Annotated in this window: 22 protein-coding genes; 19 read left to right on the forward strand and 3 right to left on the reverse strand. The window is 62.9% G+C overall.

What is annotated here, in order from left to right:
- Positions 1–2: 2 nt before the first annotated feature.
- The 3 genes from ACYG9V_RS17750 (at position 3) to ACYG9V_RS17760 (ending at position 1,232) form a co-directional block, all read left to right on the forward strand.
- Positions 3–458: a CopG family transcriptional regulator gene (locus ACYG9V_RS17750; protein ID WP_352764904.1), complete on the forward strand. Its 456-nt coding sequence runs from the start codon at positions 3–5 to the stop codon at positions 456–458.
- 112 nt (positions 459–570) lie between these two features.
- Positions 571–918, forward strand: a complete 348-nt coding sequence (locus ACYG9V_RS17755; RefSeq protein WP_352765023.1) for a type II toxin-antitoxin system RelE/ParE family toxin — start codon at positions 571–573, stop codon at positions 916–918.
- A complete protein-coding gene (locus tag ACYG9V_RS17760) occupies positions 915–1,232 on the forward strand; it encodes a helix-turn-helix domain-containing protein (protein WP_352764906.1) in 318 nt (105 codons plus the stop codon). The genes ACYG9V_RS17755 and ACYG9V_RS17760 overlap by 4 nt, the downstream gene beginning before the upstream one ends.
- A gap of 128 nt (positions 1,233–1,360) precedes the next feature.
- Here ACYG9V_RS17760 and ACYG9V_RS17765 read toward each other — a convergent pair whose 3' ends face one another.
- Positions 1,361–1,489, reverse strand: coding sequence for a hypothetical protein (locus ACYG9V_RS17765; RefSeq protein WP_352764908.1), 129 nt, complete (start codon positions 1,487–1,489; stop codon positions 1,361–1,363).
- A 344-nt stretch (positions 1,490–1,833) separates the two neighbouring features.
- Here ACYG9V_RS17765 and trbB point away from each other — a divergent pair, with 344 nt between their 5' ends.
- Genes trbB through ACYG9V_RS17820 form a run of 11 tightly spaced genes read left to right on the forward strand, consistent with a single transcriptional unit; the run spans position 1,834 to position 11,759 of the window.
- Positions 1,834–2,853 carry a P-type conjugative transfer ATPase TrbB gene (trbB, locus tag ACYG9V_RS17770; protein ID WP_352764910.1) on the forward strand — a complete coding sequence of 340 codons (1,020 nt, stop codon included), beginning with the start codon at positions 1,834–1,836 and terminating at the stop codon, positions 2,851–2,853.
- Between the two features lie 35 nt (positions 2,854–2,888).
- Positions 2,889–3,182, forward strand: a complete 294-nt coding sequence (locus ACYG9V_RS17775) for a TrbC/VirB2 family type IV secretion system protein (protein ID WP_352765024.1) — start codon at positions 2,889–2,891, stop codon at positions 3,180–3,182.
- Positions 3,182–3,478 (forward strand): VirB3 family type IV secretion system protein, encoded by a 297-nt coding sequence (locus tag ACYG9V_RS17780; RefSeq protein ID WP_352764912.1) that lies wholly within the window; start codon positions 3,182–3,184, stop codon positions 3,476–3,478. The genes ACYG9V_RS17775 and ACYG9V_RS17780 overlap by 1 nt, the downstream gene beginning before the upstream one ends.
- Positions 3,479–3,492: 14 nt before the next feature.
- Complete coding sequence (trbE, locus tag ACYG9V_RS17785) at positions 3,493–5,946, forward strand: conjugal transfer protein TrbE (protein ID WP_352764914.1); 2,454 nt, start codon at positions 3,493–3,495, stop codon at positions 5,944–5,946.
- A complete protein-coding gene (trbJ, locus tag ACYG9V_RS17790) occupies positions 5,943–6,701 on the forward strand; it encodes a P-type conjugative transfer protein TrbJ (protein ID WP_352764916.1) in 759 nt (252 codons plus the stop codon). Before trbE ends, trbJ begins: the two co-directional genes overlap by 4 nt.
- 10 nt (positions 6,702–6,711) lie before the next feature.
- The gene (gene trbK-alt, locus ACYG9V_RS17795) at positions 6,712–7,107 is read left to right on the forward strand and encodes a putative entry exclusion protein TrbK-alt (protein WP_352764918.1); all 396 of its coding nucleotides are present in this window, start codon (positions 6,712–6,714) and stop codon (positions 7,105–7,107) included.
- 1 nt (position 7,108) lies between these two features.
- Positions 7,109–8,470, forward strand: coding sequence for a P-type conjugative transfer protein TrbL (trbL, locus tag ACYG9V_RS17800; RefSeq protein WP_352764920.1), 1,362 nt, complete (start codon positions 7,109–7,111; stop codon positions 8,468–8,470).
- Between the two features lie 2 nt (positions 8,471–8,472).
- On the forward strand, positions 8,473–9,156 hold the full coding sequence (gene trbF, locus ACYG9V_RS17805) for a conjugal transfer protein TrbF (protein ID WP_352764922.1): 684 nt from the start codon (positions 8,473–8,475) through the stop codon (positions 9,154–9,156).
- Entirely contained in the window at positions 9,153–10,292 is a 1,140-nt protein-coding gene (trbG, locus tag ACYG9V_RS17810; RefSeq protein WP_352764924.1) for a P-type conjugative transfer protein TrbG, read from the forward strand. The genes trbF and trbG overlap by 4 nt, the downstream gene beginning before the upstream one ends.
- Complete coding sequence (locus tag ACYG9V_RS17815; RefSeq protein WP_352764926.1) at positions 10,289–11,533, forward strand: TraB/TrbI/VirB10 family type IV secretion system protein; 1,245 nt, start codon at positions 10,289–10,291, stop codon at positions 11,531–11,533. The genes trbG and ACYG9V_RS17815 overlap by 4 nt, the downstream gene beginning before the upstream one ends.
- 1 nt (position 11,534) lies before the next feature.
- Entirely contained in the window at positions 11,535–11,759 is a 225-nt protein-coding gene (locus ACYG9V_RS17820; protein ID WP_352669160.1) for a DUF2274 domain-containing protein, read from the forward strand.
- A 42-nt stretch (positions 11,760–11,801) separates the two neighbouring features.
- Here ACYG9V_RS17820 and ACYG9V_RS17825 read toward each other — a convergent pair whose 3' ends face one another.
- Complete coding sequence (locus ACYG9V_RS17825; protein WP_352764928.1) at positions 11,802–12,728, reverse strand: LysR family transcriptional regulator; 927 nt, start codon at positions 12,726–12,728, stop codon at positions 11,802–11,804.
- Between the two features lie 11 nt (positions 12,729–12,739).
- Positions 12,740–13,735 (reverse strand): class I SAM-dependent methyltransferase, encoded by a 996-nt coding sequence (locus ACYG9V_RS17830; RefSeq protein WP_352764930.1) that lies wholly within the window; start codon positions 13,733–13,735, stop codon positions 12,740–12,742.
- Positions 13,736–14,013: 278 nt separating this feature from the next.
- Between ACYG9V_RS17830 and ACYG9V_RS17835 the strand changes: the two genes are divergently transcribed.
- From ACYG9V_RS17835 to scpB, 5 genes are all read left to right on the forward strand, one after another.
- Positions 14,014–14,901 (forward strand): helix-turn-helix transcriptional regulator, encoded by an 888-nt coding sequence (locus tag ACYG9V_RS17835; RefSeq protein ID WP_352764931.1) that lies wholly within the window; start codon positions 14,014–14,016, stop codon positions 14,899–14,901.
- A gap of 106 nt (positions 14,902–15,007) precedes the next feature.
- Entirely contained in the window at positions 15,008–16,213 is a 1,206-nt protein-coding gene (locus tag ACYG9V_RS17840) for an MFS transporter (RefSeq protein WP_352764933.1), read from the forward strand.
- Between the two features lies 1 nt (position 16,214).
- Positions 16,215–17,615 (forward strand): hypothetical protein, encoded by a 1,401-nt coding sequence (locus tag ACYG9V_RS17845; protein WP_460221990.1) that lies wholly within the window; start codon positions 16,215–16,217, stop codon positions 17,613–17,615.
- Between the two features lie 275 nt (positions 17,616–17,890).
- Positions 17,891–18,844 (forward strand): DUF1403 family protein, encoded by a 954-nt coding sequence (locus tag ACYG9V_RS17850; protein ID WP_352764936.1) that lies wholly within the window; start codon positions 17,891–17,893, stop codon positions 18,842–18,844.
- Positions 18,845–18,846: 2 nt separating this feature from the next.
- Positions 18,847–19,545 (forward strand): SMC-Scp complex subunit ScpB, encoded by a 699-nt coding sequence (gene scpB / locus ACYG9V_RS17855; protein ID WP_352764938.1) that lies wholly within the window; start codon positions 18,847–18,849, stop codon positions 19,543–19,545.
- Position 19,546 lies beyond the last annotated feature (1 nt).

The raw sequence follows: 19,546 nt of genomic DNA on the forward strand, positions 1-19,546 counted from the left end.
CCATGGTAAAGCCACCCCGCAAACAACGCCTGTCCGTCTATCTTGATCCGAAGGTCATGAGCAGGCTGGCCGAACATGCGGCGCGTCGAGATTTTTCGCGGTCGCTCGTCGCGGAAGCGGCCATCGAATCGTTCCTCTCACCCGATGCCGCCGAGCGACAGGAGGCGGCGATCACCAAGCGGCTCGACCAGCTCGATCGCTGCATGGCACGCCAGGAGCGCGATGTTGGAATCTCGGTGGAGACGCTCGCCGTTTTCGTCCGCTTCTGGCTGGCGACAACACCAGCGTTGCCCGAGCCAGCGGCACAGGCCGCCCATGCCAAGGCGGGCGAACGCTATGATGCCTTCGTCACCGCGCTCGGCCGGCGCCTGGCGAGAGGTCCAAAGCTGCGGCAGGAGATCTCCGAGGACATCGATGGCGGCCTGGACACACACCAGCCCGGTAGGCCCGCGGGCTAAATGGACGGGAGGACGGAGATTTTGCAAGCCTCGACCAGGATTCTTGGTTGAAAATTATAGTCTGTATGCTATAAAGCGAGGAACGATGAAAGACCAAAAGCGCACCGTATGGATGGGATCATCGAAGGGCGACCTGCGCGAGTTTCCGCTCGATGTTCGCCGGTTGATGGGTGTCGCAATCAACGACGCCCAGAATGGTGAGGAGCACCCGGCTGTCAAAGCCCTGAAAGGGTTTGGGGGCCGCAGCATCCTCGAGGTGGTCGACGACTTCGACGGCGATACCTACCGCGCGGTCTACACCGTCCGCTTCGCTGGCGTGATCTACGTCCTTCATTGCTTCCAGAAGAAGTCGAAGAAGGGCAGGGAGACACCCAGGCACGAAATCGACCTCGTGACAGTGCGATTGAAGGCCGCCGAGGCGCACTACCGCGAAAACTATGGGAGAGGAACAAAGTCATGACAGAAGACATCACCGCCGAAGTGAGCAGCGGCAACGTGTTTGCGGACCTCGGCTTTGACAATCCCGAAGAGGAATTGCTCAAGGCCAAGCTGGCCCGCGAGATCCGCGCCATTATCAAGCGCCGGCGCCTGACCCAGGCGAAGTCGGCCGACCTGCTCGGGATGAAACAGCCGGATGTCTCCGCGATCGTCACCGGGCGAACGGGCAAGTTTTCAATAGACAGGCTGGTTCGCTGTCTGGACCGGCTCGACTACAAAGTCGACATGGTGGTTCGCCACAAGACTCGACGGTCAACTCGTGCTGAAGCCGCTTGATCAAACGGCTTTGCCGACGAGCGGACAATTGATATCCAGGTTTGGATGGGCGCCACCGCAACCAGGACGGTAGGATTAGCGAAAAGCTCGCAGCTGGGCTCTCTAAGCCCCGTACCCAAGGCGCGCGATTAGATCTCAATCCAAGCGTAGGCGGCACCAAAGATCCCGAGCGTCATAGCAATAAACCAAGCCCATCCCGTCAACGAGGCGCGCACGTCTTCAGGCTTTGCGCCTTTTTCGTTGTCGTATTCGTCCATAATCAGGCTCCATGTTTTCGATCTTGGGTTCGGTACAAAAACAAGAGACGCTGGGCAACCCTCCTAGCTGTCGCAGCGGATTCGCCTTTGTACGGCGTGATATGCGCAGTCTAATACGTGGATTACGGGTACCGGCCTGTCGAGGACCATATAAATAATCGCCGTACCTAAAGCAGAACTAATAATCGCCGCCTCGCGCCGTTTACGTCGGCACCGCCAATCTCCTGTATTTGCACGCTACGCCACTACGCCTCGATATAGATGTTGAAACCACTCGATGTGGCTCTCTTAATCGTCCCCGTCCAGGGGCCGCCCATGTTCCCCCGGATCGAAACGGGGACAGGATGGCAGCTTCGCCTCACAATTCAGAAGGTCTGGCGCGCGGCGCACGCATGTTGCGCACAGCGCTCGGACCCGCGATCGCGCGCTATCTCGACGACGCCGGCATCGTCGAAGTGATGCTCAACCCCGATGGGCGTTTGTGGATCGATCGTCTGTCCGAAGGGTTGTCCGACACAGGAGAGCGTCTGTCGGCGGCGGACGGCGAGCGTATCGTTCGCCTCGTTGCTCATCATGTCGGTGCCGAAGTCCATGCCGGCGCCCCACGCGTCTCGGCCGAGCTGCCCGAGACGGGGGAGCGGTTCGAGGGGCTTCTTCCTCCCGTCGTCGCGGCGCCCGCCTTCGCGATCCGCAAGCCCGCCGTCGCCATCTTCACCCTCGAAGATTATGTCGCGACCGGGATCATGTCGGCGCAGCAGGCGGACGCGCTGCACCAGGGCGTTGCCAACCGCGCGAACATCCTCGTTGCAGGCGGCACATCCACGGGCAAGACCACGCTGATCAACGCGCTGCTCGCTGAAGTGGCCAAGACCGCCGATCGCGTCGTCATCATCGAGGATACGCGCGAGCTGCAATGCGCCGCGCCGAATCTCGTGGCGATGCGCACGAAAGACGGCGTCGCGTCTCTATCTGATCTTGTTCGTTCGTCGCTGCGCCTGCGCCCCGACCGCATTCCGGTCGGCGAGGTTCGCGGGGCCGAGGCGCTCGAACTGCTCAAGGCCTGGGGCACCGGCCACCCCGGCGGCCTCGGGACGATCCACGCCGGCAGCGCCATTGGCGCGCTCCGACGCTTAGAGCAGCTCATCCAGGAAGCCGTCGTCACGGTTCCACGCGCGCTGATCGCCGAAACGATCGACCTGGTTGCCGTCCTTTCCGGCCGCGGCTCCGCGCGCCGTCTGTCCGAACTCGCCCGTGTCGATGGCCTTCGCCCGGACGGTGATTACCGGGTCGCGCCTGCCGTTCTCGAGAGAGAAGACAGCCCGACAACCTTGCTCATCCAAAGCCCTGAAGGAGAAAATCCGTGATCCAACGCCTGCGCCTCGCCCGCCATCGTCTCTCCATGACCGTTTCCGTTGCCACGCTCATCCTGGTGATGGCCGCGCCCGCTTATGCCTCAGGCTCGTCAATGCCGTGGGAACAACCGCTGCAACAGATCCTCCAGTCGATCGAAGGCCCGGTCGCCAAGATCATGGCGGTAATCATCATCATCGTCACCGGCCTGACGCTCGCCTTCGGCGACACGTCGGGCGGCTTCCGCCGGCTCATCCAGATCGTGTTCGGCCTGTCCATCGCTTTCGCGGCGTCGAGCTTCTTCCTGGCGTTCTTCTCGTTCGGCGGCGGAGCGCTGATCTGATGGCGGGTTCAGTCGAACAGGGCGGGTCAATGCCCGATTATGCGGTGCCCGGCTATACGGTCCTCGTACACCGCGCGCTGACCGAGACGATCCTGCTCGGCGGCGCCCCGCGCGCCATTGCGATCATGAACGGGACGCTCGCCGGCGCCGTGGGGCTGGGATTGCGTCTGTGGCTCGTCGGCCTCGCCATCTGGGCGATCGGCCATGTTGCCGCCGTCTGGGCCGCCAAGCGCGATCCGCTTTTCGTCGACGTCGTTCGCCGGCATCTGCGCATCCCAGCGCATCTCACTGTCTGAGGGAGGTCGCGCCGATGATGAGTCTTGCCGAATATCGTAACCGTAGCAGCCGGCTCGCCGACTTCCTGCCCTGGGTGGCATTGGTCGGCGCCGGAATCGTCCTCAACAAGGACGGCAGCTTCCAGCGCACCGCGCGCTTTCGCGGTCCCGATCTCGACAGCGCCGTGCCGGCCGAACTGGTCGCCGTCGCCGGCCGGCTCAACAATGCCTTCCGCCGCCTCGGCTCCGGTTGGGCGATCTTCGTCGAGGCGCAGCGCCATGCCTCGACCCGTTATCCTGACAGCCGCTTTCCGGATGCGGCTTCCACCCTGGTCGATGCGGAACGAAAGGCGGGCTTCGAGGAGGCCGGCGCGCATTTCGAGTCCAGCTACTTCCTGACGCTCACCTATCTTGCGCCCGCCGAAGACGCCGCGCGCGCGGAAAGCTGGCTCTACGAAGGGCGCGTGAAGAAAGGCCTCGACCCCAACGCGGTGCTGACCGGGTTCACTGACCGCAGCGACCGCGTCCTGCGCCTTGTCGAAGCCTTCATGCCGGAGTGCAGCTGGCTCGATGACGCCGACACGCTGACTTATCTGCATGGCTGCGTCTCGACCAATCGCCACCGGGTCCGCGTGCCCGAAACGCCGATGTATCTCGATGCCATGCTGGCCGATCAGCCGCTGACCGGCGGGCTCGAGCCCCGGCTTGGCGCGTCGCATCTGCGCATTCTCACGGTCACGGGGTTCCCGACCGCGACCACGCCGGGTCTGCTCGACGAACTGAACCGCCTGGCGTTTCCCTATCGCTGGTCGACACGCGCGATCCTGCTCGACAAGACCGATGCCACCAGGCTGCTGACCAAGATCCGGCGTCAATGGTTCGCCAAGCGCAAATCGGTTGCGGTGATCCTCAAGGAGGTGATGACCAACGAGGCGTCCGTCCTCGTGGACACCGACGCCGCAAACAAGGCCGCCGATGCCGACATGGCGCTGCAGGAGCTCGGCGCCGACTATTCAGGCATGGCCTATGTCACCGCGACGGTGACGGTCTGGGACGATGATCCCGGCATCGCCGACGAAAAACTGCGCCTGGTCGAAAAGGTCATCCAGGGCCGCGATTTCACGGCGATCATCGAAGCTATCAACGCCGTGGACGCCTGGCTCGGCAGCCTGCCGGGTCATGTTTACGCCAACGTCCGTCAACCTCCCATCTCCACGCTCAATCTCGCCCACATTATCCCGCTTTCCGCGGTGTGGGCGGGGCCGGAACGGGACGAGCATTTTGCAGCGCCCCCTCTGCTCTTCGGCAAGACCGAAGGCTCGACCCCGTTCCGGCTTTCGCTTCACGTCGGTGACGTCGGCCATACGCTGATCGTCGGCCCGACCGGCGCCGGCAAGTCCGTGCTGCTGGCACTGATGGCGCTCCAGTTCCGCCGCTATCCGGGGTCACAGGTTTTCGCCTTCGATTTCGGCGGCTCGATCCGCGCGGCGGCACTCGCCATGGGCGGCGACTGGCATGATCTCGGCGGCGATCTCAGCGATGGGGCCTTCGACAGCGTCAGCCTTCAGCCGTTCGCCCGCATTCATGATGTCCCCGAGCGCGCCTGGGCCGCCGACTGGATCGTGGCGATCCTGACGCGCGAGAATGTGGCGATCACGCCTGAGGTCAAGGAGCATATCTGGACGGCGTTGAGCTCCCTGGCGTCCGCGCCCGTCGAGGAGCGCACCATCACCGGTCTGGTCGTGCTGCTGCAATCAAGTGATCTCAAGCAGGCACTGCGCCCCTATTGCGTTGGGGGTCCCTACGGCCGGTTGCTCGATGCCGAGCGCGAACATCTCGGATCGGCGTCGGTCCAGGCATTCGAAACCGAAGGACTGATCGGAACAGGTGCCGCGCCCGCGGTCCTGTCCTATCTCTTCCATCGCATCGAGGACCGGCTCGATGGCTCGCCAACGCTCCTCATCATCGATGAAGGCTGGCTTGCGCTGGACGACGACGGTTTTGCCGGCCAGCTCCGCGAATGGCTCAAGACACTGCGCAAGAAGAACGCCAGCGTCATCTTCGCCACGCAGTCGCTTAGTGACATCGATGGCTCGGCGATCGCACCCGCGATCATCGAGAGCTGCCAGACCCGGCTTCTCCTGCCCAACGAGCGCGCCATCGAGCCGCAGATCACCGCGATCTATCGCCGCTTCGGCCTCAACGACCGGCAGATCGAGATCATCGCCCGGGCGATGCCGAAGCGCGACTATTACTGCCAGTCCCGTCGCGGCAACCGGCTGTTCGAGCTCGGCCTGTCGGATGTGGCGCTCGCGCTCTGCGCTGTATCCGCGAAGACCGACCAGACCGCGATCGCCCGCATCGTCGCCGAGCATGGCCCCGACGGGTTCCTCGCAGCCTGGCTGACCCACCGTGGCGTTGGCTGGGCCGCTGAACTCGTTCCCGCCCTAACCAGCCCCGCCCTCACCAACAAGGAGAAGTCCCCATGAAACTGCGCCGTTCCATCGGCATGCGGTTTGCCGCCGCCCTGCTAGCCGCTCCTGTCACCCTCGCGCCAATGCTTTCGACGCCGGCACACGCGTTAATCGTGTTCGATCCCTCGAACTATTCGCAAAACGTCCTGACGGCAGCGCGCTCGCTTGAGCAGATCACCAACCAGATCACCTCGCTTCAGAACCAGGCGCAGATGCTCATCAACCAGGCCCGTAATCTCGCAAGCCTGCCGTTCTCCTCGCTGCAACAGCTCCAGCAGTCGGTGCAGCGTACGCAGCAATTGCTCGGCCAGGCGCAGAACGTTGCCTATGACGTCCAGCAGATCGATCAGGCCTTCAAGCAGAAATACGGCAACGTCTCGCTGTCGGCTTCAGATCAGCAACTCGTCGCCGACGCGCGCTCGCGCTGGGGCAACACGGTTGGTGGCCTTCAGGATGCCATGCGTGTGCAGGCGGGCGTCGTCGGCAACATCGACACCAATCGCAACGAGATGTCGGCGCTGGTCGGCCAGAGCCAGGGTGCGACCGGCGCGCTCCAGGCAACACAGGCCGGCAACCAGCTCCTCGCGCTTCAGGCGCAGCAGCTCGCCGATCTCACCGCGGTCGTCGCCGCGAACGGTCGGGCGCAGGCGTTGCAATCGGCCGAGCAGGCCACCGCCGCCGACCAGGGCCGCGAGCAGCGCCGCCGCTTCCTGACGCAGGGCTCGGGCTACCAGCCCGGCAGTGCGCAGATGTTCTACGGCAAGAACTGAGGCCGGCGCGATGGAAGGCAAGATCCTCGCGCGCATCGGCGCAGTCGTCTTCGTCGCGGTCGCTTTGACAGTGACCGCGATCGAGATGAGCAGCAAGGACGAGGAGCCTGACGCCCTTGCGACGCGGGACCGTTCCATCGCGCCACAAGACCCATTCGCGGCCGAATTGCGCCGCTGTTCTGGGATCGGCGAGGCCGGTCCTCGCGATCCCGGTTGCCTGAAAGCGTGGGCAGAGAGCCGGCGCCGGTTTCTGGGTCAACGTGGCTCGGCAACCGCGCCTGCTCCGGCAGCGCCGACAACGCTGTTTCCGAATGTGCCGGCGTCAGGCGACCGGAAAGAAGGGGAGCGGACGGATGTGACCGCTCCCGCGATGCAGGTCGAGCCGCCCCGGCCGGAGGCGCGCTGACATGGGCGGCATGGGGGTCATCGACCATTTCCTCGAAGTCTTCACGCGCTACATCGACAGCGGCTTCGGCCTGCTCGGCGGCGAGGTCGGCTTCATCGCCACGACCCTGATCGTCATCGACGTTACGTTGGCTGCGCTCTTCTGGTCCTGGGGGGCCGACGACGACATCATGGCGCGCCTTGTCAAGAAGACGCTGTTCGTCGGCGTCTTCGCCTATCTCATCTCCAACTGGAACAATCTCGCCCGCATCGTCTTCGAAAGCTTCGCCGGGCTTGGCCTGAAGGCCTCGGGAACGGGTTTTACCGTCAACGATCTCATGCGCCCGGGCAAGGTGGCGCAGACCGGGCTCGATGCCGGCCGGCCGTTGCTGGATTCGATCTCGAACCTGATGGGCTATTGGTCCTTCTTCGAGAACTTCATCCAGATAGCCTGCATGTTCTTCGCCTGGGCGCTGGTGCTGCTGGCCTTCTTCATCCTCGCGATCCAGCTTTTCGTCACCCTGATCGAGTTCAAGCTGACGACGCTCGCCGGTTTCGTGCTGATACCCTTCGGTCTGTTCGGCAAATCCGCGTTCATGGCCGAGCGGGTGCTTGGGAACGTCATCTCGTCCGGCATCAAGGTGCTCGTGCTCGCCGTCATCATCGGCATCGGCTCGACCCTCTTCTCCGAGTTCACCTCGGGATTCAGCGGCAGCACGCCGTCGATCGACGATGCCATGGCGATCGTGCTGGCCGCGCTGTCACTGCTCGGCCTTGGGATCTTTGGGCCGGGCATTGCCAACGGTCTCGTCTCCGGCGGCCCGCAGCTCGGCGCGGGCGCGGCGGTCGGCACCGGGCTCGCCGCCGGCGGCATGGCAGCAGTGGGTGCGGCGGCCGCCGGCGCAGTCGTGTCCGGAGGCGCGGCTGTCAGCGGCGGTGCTGCAGCGGCGGCCCGTGGCGGTGCCGCCATGGCGGGCAGGGCATCCACAGCCTACGGCCTCGGCGCCGCCGGAGAGTCTGGCTTTTCCGGCGTCGCAACCGGGCTCGGCGGTGTCATCGGCGCCGGCGCCCAAGGCGCCACCTCACCGCTCAAGCGCGCGGCCAATCATGCGGCAGGTAGCATAAAGCACAGCTACCAGTCGGGCGCTCGCGCTGCCTTCGAGACGACGGGCGGATCATCCACCGCGGGCACTACCGGTGCGAGCGCCCCCGAATCCGCCTCCGCTTCCGTCGCGTCCTCCGCAACCGAAAGTCAGCCCGCCTGGGCGAAACGCATGAAGCGCTCGCAACAGATGACCCATGGCGTCCAGGCCGCCGCCCACGCCGTTCGCAGTGGCGACAGCCATGGCGGCGGCTCCTCGATCAACCTTTCTGAAAGTGACTGAGCATGTTCAAACGACCGTCCACGCACTACGGCAAGTCCCCACAACCCGAGACGCCCTACCAGCGCGCTGCCCAGGTCTGGGACGAGCGCATCGGTTCGGCTCGCGTGCAGGCGCGCAACTGGCGCACCATGGCCTTCGGTTGCCTGGCGCTCGCCGCGGGGTTCTCGGCCGCGCTCATCTGGCAATCCGCGAAAGGCTCGATCGTGCCCTGGGTGGTGCAGGTCGATCGTCTCGGCCAGGCGCAGGCTGTCGCCCCAGCGGTCGGCGACTATCAGCCCAACGATCCGCAGATCGCCTTCTACCTGGCGCACTTCATCGAACAGGTGAGGTCGATCCCCGCCGATCCGGTCATCGTGCGGCAGAACTGGCTGCGCGCCTACGACTTCGCGACGCAGGGCGGGGCGCTGGCTCTCAACGACTATGCGCGCGCCAATGACCCGTTCACCAAGGTCGGCAAGCAGCAGGTCGCCGTCGATGTGTCGTCGGTCATCCGCGCATCGCCGGTGAGCTTCCGAATCGCCTGGGTCGAACGCCGCTATCAGGACGGCTCACTCGCTTCCACGGAGCGCTGGTCCGCCATCCTCACCATTGTCGTCCAGCCCCCGAGCGACGCTGATGCGCTGAGGAAGAACCCGCTTGGAATCTACATCAACGCCATCAACTGGTCGAAGGAGCTTGGACAATGATGCCCGCACTCTGCAAAGCCGCCCCCTGGGGGCGTCCAGCTTTCCTCATCCACTCAATGCCGGCCTTCCGCAAAATGGCCTTTCCAGCACTTTTGCTTTGCACTTCGGCGCTTGCGGGCTGCGCCACCAAGCAGAAGCCGCCGGAGATTTCCTATGACGATCCGGTCCCGGCCGTGCAGGCCGTCGATCCGCCACCGCCCGTCAAGGTGGTGGAGCTGTCCAGGCCGCTGCCGCTTCCAGGCCAGTTGAAGCCGGTCGGCAAGGACACAAAGCTTGAGCCCGAACCGACCGATCCGGCCGCGCGCGTGAACCTGGCCAATGCGGCCGCGCGCGTCCAGCCTGTCCGCAACGGCTTCATCAACTCGATGCAGGTTTATCCCTTCGTCGATGGTGCGCTCTATCAGGTCTATGCCTCGCCGGGACAAATCACCGACATCGCGCTCCAGCCCGGCGAGCAGCTCGTCGGCTCCGGCCCCGTCGCCGCCGGTGACACCGTGCGCTGGATCATCGGCGATACCGAGAGCGGTACGGGCGGGACCAAGCAAGTCCACATCCTCGTCAAGCCGACGCGCGCCGAACTCATAACCAATCTCGTCATCAATACCGATCGGCGCACCTATCACATGGAACTTCGCTCGACGCCGTCAACCTATATGGCCTCGGTCTCCTGGCAATACCCGCAGGACCAACTCATCGCCTTGCGTCGCCAGAACCAGCAGGCTGAAGCTGCGCAGCCGGTCTCGACGGGCATCGATCTTTCTCGCGTCAATTTCCGCTACGACGTGACGGGCGATCGCGCACCGTGGCGGCCGCTGCGCGCCTTCGACGACGGCAAGCAGGTGTTCATCGAGTTCCCGCGCGGCATCGGGCAGGGCGAGATGCCGCCACTCTTCGTGGTTGGGCCGGAAGGCGACACGTCGGAGCTGGTCAACTATCGCGTGCGCGGCAACTACATGATCGTCGACCGGCTGTTTGCCGCCGCCGAGTTGCGCTTCGGCGCCGGCAAGAACCAGCGGCGCGTCCGCGTCTCCCGCACCGATGGGGTGAGGAGCAGTCGATTTTCATGGATGCGTGGCCATGGTGAGACCCCGCCAGCGACGAGCCTCCGAACAGACAGGGGAGGGTCGTCATCATGAGCGACAAAATGGACCCCGGGAAGGAAGAGGGCCGGGGGCAGGCGGATGACGCCCGGCCGGAGGCGTCGGTCGAGGATGACGCCCGGCCGCTGACAGGCGAGCCGGCCGCGGCCATGCGGCTGCGCGCCGAGCCGCCGCGGGTGACGCGTCCGTCCCGCAAGGCGCTGGCCGGGTTAGGGCTCGCCGCAAGCCTCACTGTCGGCGGTGCGCTGATCTACGCGCTGCAGAACCGTCAGCAAGGCCAGGGTCAGGAGCTCTATTCAACCGACAATCGTTCAACGCCCGATGGGCTCGCCGGCCTGCCGAAGGACTATTCGGGCGTTCCGAAGCTTGGCCCACCGCTTCCCGGCGATCTTGGCCGCCCGATCCTCGCCGCGCAGAATGGCGGCCCCGCGCCATCGACAGGTCCCGTTGGACCGGACCAGGAGGAGCAACGCCGTGAGCAGGAACTGGAAGCGGCGAGGACGGCGCATCTGTTCGCGTCCACGCAAACACGGCCCGCAAGCGACGCGACTGTCGCACAGCCAGGAACAGACGCCACGCCACAGCCCGACCTTTCCAGCCTAGGCCTCGCGCCGCAGCCAGCGACGCCCTCGGCGCAGGATCGCCAGCGCGCATTCCTCGATCAGCCGCCGGACAAACGCACCGTCTCAGCCGATCGCGTCGCGGCGCCGGCGTCGAAAAACGTCCTGCAGGCGGGCGCCGTCATCGCCGCCGCCCTCATCACCGGCATTCGCTCCGACCTGCCGGGTCAGATTACCGCGCAGGTGACGGAGAATGTCTATGACAGCCCAACCGGGCAAGTCCGTCTCATTCCGCAGGGGACGCGTCTCATCGGCCAGTATGACAATGGTGTCGGCTTCGGCCAGCGTCGCGTGTTGCTGGTCTGGACCAGGCTGATTTTTCCTGACGGCCGCTCCTTCGTTCTGGAACGTGAGCCTGGCGCGGACGGGGAAGGCTATGCCGGGCTCGAGGACGGCGTTGACTATCACTGGGGCGAGCTCTTCAAGGCTGCAGCACTTTCCACGGTTCTGAGCATCGGGGCGCAAGCAGGCTCATCGGGCCAGGAGAGCGACATCATGCACGCTCTTCGCCAGGGCGCCTCGGACAGCATCAGCCAGACAGGCCAGCAGATCGTCCAGCGGCAGCTCAACATAGCGCCGACGCTCACCATCCGGCCGGGATTCCCGGTGCGCGTCATCGTCACGCACGATCTCGTGCTGGAACCTTACGGAGGCTGAAATGACCAAGCTGAAACTGGGACCAATCGCCGACGACAAACCCGTCAAGGTCATGGTGGAACTCCCCGCGGCACTGCACCGCGATCTGACCGCTTATGCCGAGATCCTCGGCCGCGACGCGGGGCAACGGAAAGCCGATCCGCCGCGCCTCATCGTTGCGATGTTGGAGCGGTTCATTGCGACGGATCGGGGCTTTGCCAGGGCAAAGCGCTCGGAGGGTGGTTGACGGCCGGACGACTGAAGTCGAGCCAGTCAGTCGCGCCCCCATTCATGGAGTGATTTCAAGCTCTTGACGGGGCCGGCTCAAGTCGCGTGTCGCCATGTTTCTTGCGGTCCCAACCAGCCGCAGAAGCGTACGCTTGGGGTTCGATTCCAGCCACACTGCCTTGATAGAACTGATGCTGTTCTGCCCGTCGATGGGTTTCCACACCGTGGCGCCGATGGCGACTGTCCTGGCAAAACCTTCGCCTGCCAGAGTTACGCCTTGGCCGAGTTGTATCTTGAGGATGACCGTCGCTTCGCTCGCGCGACATATTTGAATGGTGGGGCCACCATCTGCGGCAATCTTTTCCAGCAAAACCGGATCCTGCGGCGATCCGACGGAAACCAGCAGACACGTATTTGCAAGATCCCTCCATCTCACTGCCGGCCTTTCAGCGAGCGGATGGCTGCCGGGCAGGAGAACGAACAAGCGCTCGTGCCCAAATAGCTCGCTGCGGCACAAGGCGCCGTTCTCGAGCCCGTGCGTGAAGACGATGTCAAGGCGCCGGCGACGTATTGCCGCCAGACACTGTTGATGGGGAACGTCCTCGATGGCGATGCTCACGTCCGGATGTAAGCTGCGAAATCGATCGACAAGCCGCGCCACGAAGGCCCGGCCTATCTGACCGCACAACCCTATCTTGACTGTTTTGGCGTCCTGGTCGCCGCGACCACCTCCGGCCAGGGCATCGTGCAAGCCTTCATAATGAGCCCGGACGAGGTCAGTCCAGGCTCGGCCTGCTTCGGTCAGCCGAACGCCATGGACGTCGCGATCAAACAACTGCATGTCCAGCAATTGCTCGAGAGCGACGATGTTGCGGCTGACACAGGATTCCCTCACTCTAAGAACTCTTGCGGCCTGCCTTAGGCTACCATGATCGACAGCTGCGAAGACATGGTCCAAACGGCGCAACGTGTTGTTGACCTGTCTCAAGGCTCAGGAGCCTATTCCTGTGCGGCGGCGACGCTAAGCGGCAGGGTCGGGTACAAGCTGGTTTCGTAGACGTACTCGAGCGGAATGGCCGGAGTGGCCATCTGGGAAAGGTACCGGTTTAGGTTTTCCTCGCTATTGCTCGCCGCGAGGCTACAGAAGTTTCCGCTGTTCCACGTCAGGGCGCAGTGGCTGAAATGCGCGCGTATAGCGTCGGCCATCTGCGCCAAAGTGACCTCATTGCCGAACATCGTATTCAGAACGAGGGTTTGCTTCTTCTCGATTTCGTCTGGGGGAAAATAGCGCGCCTTGAAGCCGAAATCCTTCTGGTATTCGCGACGCCTGTAGTCCGGCTCCTCGGCAGCCCGGAACTTCTCGACGAAGACGAAGATTCCGTCCTGCTTGAGGTGCTGGGTCACGAACTCGATCTGGCTTGCTCTGTTTGGCGAGTACATCTGAAAGGTCGTATCTTCCAGAATAATATCGAAGCCGTGGGCGAAATTTGCCAGTCGAGGATCTGAACCCAGAACGTCCTTGGTCAACTTATGGAAGGGACCAATGAAGAAGTCGGCGTGCGGTGGTTCGCCATAGGCCATGAAGCATTTGTAATTCTCCGCATTCGGGCCGCACGACAGTGAGCGTACCTGCCCATCGGACAGTTCCGACAGTGTCCTCGCCATCGTGCCTTCCGCTGTTCCAAGGCTGTATAGCGCAAGCGGGGCGTCGCGCTGCCGTGCGTATTTCAGAACTGCGTAGGCCATCCGGCACTCCTCTTCCAATCTGTAGGGGATGCTGCCGTGATAGTGTTGGTCGAAAAAGCCTTGGCGGGCCGCGTGCAGGCTGACCAGGCCGCGCAGCAGTTCATCGCTCGGCAGAAGGCGGGCGTCGGCGACGGGCTTGCGGATTGGCATCCCGCTCTTGCCAGCGGCGGTCGCGGCGAAAAAGCCGGCTAGTCCGTTGATCCGTGGGCCATGGTCGCACTCAGCCAGAAAGTCATCGAGTTCACGCATCGCAGTATGCCTCCAGCACCGTTCCGTTGGTGAGATGCCGATACGTCGATAGGGGAAACGCCACTAAGATAAGTGGGGTCTAATATTTCGCCGGGCTCAAGTATTGGCTGGGGCAACTGGTAGGCCTGCCGGATACAGGCGGCTTTCACTCGTTTGCCATTTTTTCGCTAAAGTCACATCTTCTACCAATCCAGAGTTATTTGCGTGTTGTTCAGCAACCCATGGTTCGCCACATCATGCGACGACTGGCCGCTCGCCAGTAAGGAGGCTGTGAATACGTGAATACTCTTGCGCTCGACCCGACCGAGAATCGCCGTTCACAGCACCAGTCGCTTGCCCACAAGTATGAGAATTGGGGAAACGTGCGCGCGGACGTGGTCAAAAGAACCGGGCTTGAGCGCCAGGAGACAAGGCTCCTCCAGCCAAACCATGTGTTCTTGATGAACCTGAAGGGCACGGCGTCCCGCGGAGAAGACATTGTGGATGGGCGCCGGATCGCCTTTTTGCCGCGCCGGGCCGGTTCGATCATCTTCATGCCCGCGGGCAGTGATTGGAATGGGTGGGACGAGGGGGACGCAACCGCTTCCTACCTCCTGGTCTCAATTGAAAAAGGATTCGCCGACGATGTGTTTGTGGGAATGGCTCGCCATCGCCCGGCGGCGCTGCCGCCTTCGATCGGATTTCGGGATGGCACTGTAGAGTTGGCGTTGCAGAGGATTGCCTTGGAGCTCAAGCAGCCTGACCCCATCAGCGCAACGATGGTGGAGTGCCAGGCCACGCAAGCGCTCGGGCAAATGTTCAGGTTGAACGGCTTCCATCAGGAACCGGCAAAAGGCGGTTTGTCATCGTTCGATCTCAAGCGAGCGGTGGGAATGATCGAGGCGTTGTCGGACGGCAGACCTACGCTCGCCGATCTGGCAAAAGAGATTGGGGTTAGCCGGTTCCATTTCTGGAGGGCCTTCAAGCAGTCGACAGGCATGACGCCGCACGCATTCATTGCGCAGCGACGGTTGGAGCAATCCGCGGACATGCTGCGATCGACCAATTTGTCGGCGACGGAAATCGCGATGGAATGTGGTTTCGGCAGCTCGAGCCATTTCACGACCGCCTTTAAGCGGGCCTTCGGCGCGGCCCCCACGGAATTTCGTCGTAACTGCAGAATCTAGGTCGCCGCTTGTCGGTTCTGAGCAAGTATCGGAAAACCCCAACATCATAGTAAAGCAGGCTTGGCGGAAGAAGGTATCCATCGGCGGTCAGCTGGATATGCCGCTCATGTCAAACCTGGTTCGAATTCATCATGGCAAAGGACGGGCCGGCCGGTCCGATCCCTGCCTCGGATTCCTGGCCAGCACGCTATCGGCGGCTGTTGCCCGAAACGGCTACTACATCGCATCCGCCTGGATTCTCGTCGAGCGAGGATACGGAACTGCCGGCGTGGCGACGTTCCTTGCGATTGCAAGCATTGTCGAATTCATCGTGAGCCCTCTGGCCGGCGTAGCGGCGGATCGATTTGACAGGCGATGTTTGAACGTCGTGGCCGACCTCGGCCGCTTCGTCGTTATGCTGGCTACCGCTTGCGCGCTCGTCTACATGGACGTGTTTCTGATTATCTGCATGTCAGCGGCCCTTTTTTCGTTTTGCGAACGTGTCGCGCTAACGAGCTCTCAATCAATGATCCCCGTGATAGCTGACGGCCGCAATCTTGTAGCCACGAATTCCGCCGTCTTCTTCGTCATGCAGTTCGGCAATCTCGGCGCAGCCCTGCTTGCAGGGCCTTTGCTGCTTGAGCGCTCCCCAGCCCTGCCATTCACCGTGCTTGCTGCCTTCTTCCTGTTTTCAGCCGGCTGCCTAGCCTTTATGCGGCTGGAACCGGTTTCGCGCGATGTCCGCATCGTCAAAATCTCGGCAGCCCAAATCGATCTGAGCCTGCGTCGTCTCATTGTCGTCTACGCGCTTCTCTACACAAGCGCGGTGCTTGTCAGCGTCATCGGATCTAGTTTCGTCTTCCAGGAGCAGAAGGGTACCGCCGTGGATTTCGGCTACCTTGAGGCCGCATGGTCAGCGGGCTCACTGATCGGCGCGGTCTCTCTGTTCCGGATTGAAAGAGCGATGAGCACTCATGCGCTGCATCTCATGCTTTTGGGCTTAACGGCGCTGGTCCTCATGGCGCTGGCATCTCTGCCCACGCCCTGGACAGTGATCCTTTTTGCCGCGCTCGGATTTATATACAATCTTGGACGCGTCAGCGTTGAAGTTACATTGCAGTCGCTTATATCGGTCTATCTGTTGGGCCGGGCAAAAGGCATCATGCATAGTGTGGCCGTGGCGCTCGGACTACTCGTCTTCGGCATCGCCGCCGCCGTAGGAGATCGAGCATTTCCTTCGACGATTTTCTTCGGCTTTGGCGTGGCGCTCCTCTTCAGTATTTTGTGTTTGAGAGTTGGTGTAATTCAGACACAAGAAAAAGGTGAATCGTGAGGTGGAAGAGCAAACAGCAGGCGTAGATGCGAAACAGGCAGTCCTGGGGTCGCTGACGGCACTCTACCCCTGGATGAGACCCTATCATTCCCGGCCGATACGGGACTACGCGTTTCGCCTGTTCAAGGCGCCAGCTTCGAGGTCCATGCCAGAAATCCGGCTTCGAGCCTTCACCAAACTACTCGACATCATCAGGAAGGCAGCGACACGAAACGGGTTGTCGGCCGATACCGCCTTGGAAATCTGCAGGGATTTCGAAAGGCGCCGCGTGTTGCAGACAGGCCCCCATTTGTTTCTCCTCATGGAGCCAGAAGCCTATTACACGCATATCTTCAGCCTCCTTGGTCTCTGGGCGCACGGCTGTTCAACCTACGTTTCCTATGCCGTTTCGACGGTGAATCTCGTCGAAAGGCCACGCAAGGGACCAGGCTGGCTCACCGTTGACGGGAAGCCGGTCAACGTCTTTGGCCTAAGCCGAAGCCGGATGATCGGATACAGCCTGCTGGCCGGGCGGGGACCCTATAGGTTCGAGTTGTTGCCGACGGAGCCAAACACTGGGGGCGATGCGCTCACGCTGCTTCGTGCCCTTCTGCCGAAGACGCAATTCGAGCGGCCGGCGCATGCCATCAAGGCAGCCAATCTTGCGCTTTGGCCAAAAATGTTCGGAGGCCGCTTTGCCTTCCTGCAGATCGACGACGAGGATATCGCCGACCTGGTGGCGGATCATTTGTCGGACGAAAATTCCTGGCTGCGCATGAGACTGCTGGAAGACCCGAAGTTCGCTTCCAATATCCTTGCCGGCCTCGACGGGCTCGCGTCCGGCCCCTGGAGTGGCTGGCTCGCGCGCGGTACCGATTTCTTCTGGTTCTATGAAAATGGCAAACGCCTGCCGCTGCGTCTGATCGCCGGCGAACTCATCGATCCTGCGACCGGTATGAAGGTGGCGTGCTTCACGGCCGCCGACATTCTCGATCGGTTGGCAAACCGCAGCCTTGTCCCTAATCTCCTGCTAATATTTCTGGTTTTGTCGATCCTGCCCGGCGTGCGCGCGCTTGGAGGCAGCTACCAGCCGATCTACTATCCCCTGATGCGCTATGTCGTCTGCCGAGCGCTCGAGGCCGCAGGCGTGGATGAAGATCTCCGGCAGGCTCTCGCAACCGACGACATACCGGGGGCTTGGGGACATCGGGTAATTGAGTGTGATGATGACCCGCTCGAGCTGTTCCTGAATGGCAGGAACGGCGCGATGAGTGATCTTATCGACCGTCTGGGCGACATTTCATTCGCCGAGGCATGTGGAAGCATGAAAGGCTTCGTAACAGACCCGTCGTGGCATGACCTTCACAGCCGGCTGCGGCAGGGGTTGGTTACGCCGGCCGACGAGGAATGGGCCTTTTCCTGAAGTGTTTTATGCCATTCCAGCACCGGGAGGTGTACGCCGAATTTCGAAAGGCCGCTTCGCGCTGCACCCGCCTTAGACTCAATCTTGAACCCGCACCAAAGGCGTACACTGCGTTGGTAAAATAAATAGAGGGCACTGACCGATATGATGCCGGGCAGGCATACTTAAATGACCGATATTGCAACATTATCATTCGTTTTACTTCTGCGACAGGCTGTGCGTTTTGGCGCGAAAATCATGGCGCAAAGCGCACGGCCGCCTTACCCTCGAAAATCATGATTCGCCTCGATCCCGCGACCGCCAGCTCCGCCGCGCCGCCGACCGTGCCCACCTGGGCGCTCGCCGCCGGACGCGCGCCGAGCGATGCCGACGCCGCCTTCCAGGCCGGGGCCGCCCTGAGTGCGCTCGACAGCCTCGCCCGGGGGCAGCCTGCTTGGGCCGGGGCCTGGCGGCATCGGCTAGCGCTTCGCGGTGCCGCCGCCAGCATGCGGCTCGCCGGCCGTTCAGAGGACGGGGCCGCCTTGCGCGACGCCTGGTACCTGCGCCCGGCCGGCGCCGATCCCGGTCCGGCCGGCGCGATCTTCGGCGCCTGGCGGCGGTTGTCTGTCCAGCCGCCTGTCGCCGACTCCGATCGGCTCGAAAAGATCGCTGACCAGCTAGGGATCCATTGGGACGGCGCGGCTCTCGCCGACCTTTGCACGGAGATCGAAAAACTGGCGGGGCTGCAGCGGCCGGCGCCGTTTGCCGCCGCAGCGCTCGCCGCTCACGTCGTCGCCGTACGCCCTGACTGCGAGCTTTTTGCGTGGTGGCTCTCCGATCTAATGCTAGCGCAAAGCGTGCGCTGGCCACGGTCGCTGCCGCTGCTGATGGCTCAGGCTTTTGGTCCGGCTTTTCGCGATGAGGCCAGCGGCAAGCGCATTCGGCCGGGCGAAAAAGGGTTTGAGCGGGCGGTTTGCCTGGCGCTGGTGGCGGCGGGGGCAGACGCCTGCCGGCTGGCCGCCGAGCTGTCGCGCCGCGCCGAAAAACTTCTGGTGGTGGCTCCAAAATTGCGCGCCAAGGGTGCCGGCGACGTGATTTTTGCGCTGCTCAACGAAGACGCCGTTTCGGGCTCACTGTCGACCAAAAACCTGTCGCGGTTTGCGGCACGGCGGCTGTTCGAGCGGCTACTACAATTGGATGCCGTGCGCGAGCTGTCAGGGCGTCCCACCTTTCGGCTGTTTGGGTTGTAAGGATGAGCGAAGCGTCCGCCCGCCGGAAGCCAAACGTTCAGCCGGCTTTGCTGGATACCGAGCTCGAGCACCTGCCACCGGAACTGCGCTGGCGTGAGTGGATGGGCCGCGTCGAAGCGGTCATTTTTGCCGCCAGCGAGCCGGTGTCGCGCGAGGTGCTGGCGCGGGTCGTCGGCAAGAACTGCAATCTCGACCTAGTCATCGACGACATCCGCTCCGAGCTCGCCGGCCGCCCCTACGAGCTGGTTGGGGTCGCCGGCGGCTGGCAGCACCGGACCAAAAAAGTTTTTGGCGAAGTCATCCACGCCGCCTTCGGCAAGGCGGCGGGCGAGGGGACAAAAGAGCTGTCGCAGGCGGAGGGTCTCGTCCTCATGTGCATTGCCTATTTCCAGCCGATCACCCGTGGCGAGCTGTCGTCCTTCTTCGGCAAGGAGGTGTCGCGCGACCTGATCGGCGTGCTGCGCGCGCAAGACCTGATCGCTTCGGGTCCACGTTCGCCACAGCCCGGCGCGCCCTACACCTATGTGACGACCAAAAATTTTCTGTCGCAGTTCGGGCTCGACACGCTGCGCCAGCTGCCGGATTTCAAGGCGCTTGAGGACGCCGGGTTGCTGTCGAAGGAGAAGCTCCTCGCCGGTAACATCATCCCAGGATTTGCAGATGTCGAAGAACATGGCGCCAACGGCTTCCTCGACGAATAGA

The sequence above is a fragment of the Mesorhizobium sp. W016 genome, assembly GCF_054719485.1.